Here is a 1,566-nt window from a genome sequence, read left to right as displayed (position 1 = left end):
CTAGCCTGGATTTCTCACGGGGTATAAAAGAAAGCGGCTGAAAGTGCTATGATTTCAAGAGCCTAACCAATCCATCAAGCACCAACAACCGCTTCCAAAATGGTACCTGAAAAACTGACCTTCTCGCCACTCTCACGCCGCCAAATTGAAGCCGATTTCTCTGGGGGCCACATCACCTCCGATGCTGGATTGCTCCTGCTTCGTGAAGTCGATAAGCAACATCGCCTGACGCACCGCTTGGCCTCCGTGCTTCATGATCCCCGCGCACCGGAACAGGTTCGTCACAAGCACGACACTCTGGTTCGTCAGCGAGTGTTCGGTGTCGCCGCGGGCTACGAAGATTTCAACGACCATGAGGCCCTACGCTATGATCAGGCGCTTCAGACAGCGCTCGGTGAAGATAATGCGCTGGCAGGCAAGTCTACGCTGTGCCGGAGTGAGCAGAACGCCGATCGACAAGCGATGGTGAAGGCCCATGAGGTGCTGTGGCACCACTTCATTGAACAGCATGACGCACCCCCGAAGGAGATCGTGCTGGACTTTGATGGCACCGATATCCCTGTGCACGGTGAGCAACCCGGGAAGTTCTTTAACCGCTATTACGATCACCACTGCTACTTCCCGCTGTATGTCTTCTGTGGCCGCCATCTACTAGTGAGCTATCTGCGCACCAGTGACCACAGCGACAGCCATCACAGCTGGGCCATTCTGGCGTTACTGGTGCGCTTTATCCGCCAGTACTGGCCCGATACACGCATCGTGTTACGGGGTGATAGCCACTTTTGCCGCCCTCGGATGCTGAACTGGTGTGATCGGCATCATATCGACTACATCGTGGGCATCGGCAAGAACAGTCGGCTGCTCAAGGAAGTGGACGTGCCCATGATGCTGGTGCGCAAGACCCAGTGGGAGGTGGGCGGGAAAGTGGCAGAGACGTTCCGCTTCCAATATCAAGCACACTCCTGGAAGTATCCACGCTGGGTGGTGGCCCGTCTGGAAGAAGGCGAACTGGGCTCTAATCCCCGGTTTATCATTAGTTCCCGTTATGACGATGGCTTCAAACTCTACTACGAGCAGTACTGCGCTCGGGGCGACATGGAGAACCGAATCAAGGATCAACAACTGAGCCTGTTTGCTGACCGGACCTCCAGTACGCACTGGTGGGCCAATCAGTGGCGGCTGATCTTATCGGGCTTCGCCTATACGCTGTTCGAGCGCTTACGCACTTACCTGAAGAAGACCCCTTTTGAGCGCATGAGCCCAAGCAACCTGAGGCTCAAACTCATCAAAGTGGGCGCGGTCATCATCCGCAATACGCGCCGAATCCGGGTGTTGATGAGTGACAGCTACCCCTATAAAGCGCAACTATCCGATCTCATCAGGCGGTTAGTACCGAGCTGAATGCGCGGGCGCCCCCGGCCCGACGCAATGGGGGAAAGGGGGAGGTGTGTCTGAACGACGGAAAGAGGCTAAAAAGCAGGCAGTTTAAACCGTACCAATCGGCTTTTAGTGGTATGACGGCTTGGAGGTGGTACTGGCTGAGGTGCTATGAGAAATCCGGGCTAG

Annotated in this window: 1 protein-coding gene; it reads left to right on the top strand. The window is 55.7% G+C overall.

Features of this window, described 5'->3' with window-relative positions:
- Positions 1-99: 99 nt before the first annotated feature.
- A complete protein-coding gene (locus ACT3RQ_RS17670; protein WP_427028136.1) occupies positions 100-1,401 on the top strand; it encodes an IS1380 family transposase in 1,302 nt (433 codons plus the stop codon).
- Positions 1,402-1,566: the final 165 nt, after the last annotated feature.

Origin of the sequence: Halomonas sp. AOP43-D1-4 (assembly GCF_052446175.1) — a bacterium.
GTDB lineage: Bacteria > Pseudomonadota > Gammaproteobacteria > Pseudomonadales > Halomonadaceae > Vreelandella > Vreelandella citrativorans.
Note: the sequence above shows the minus strand (reverse complement) of the source record. Positions and strands in the feature narration are given on the sequence as shown.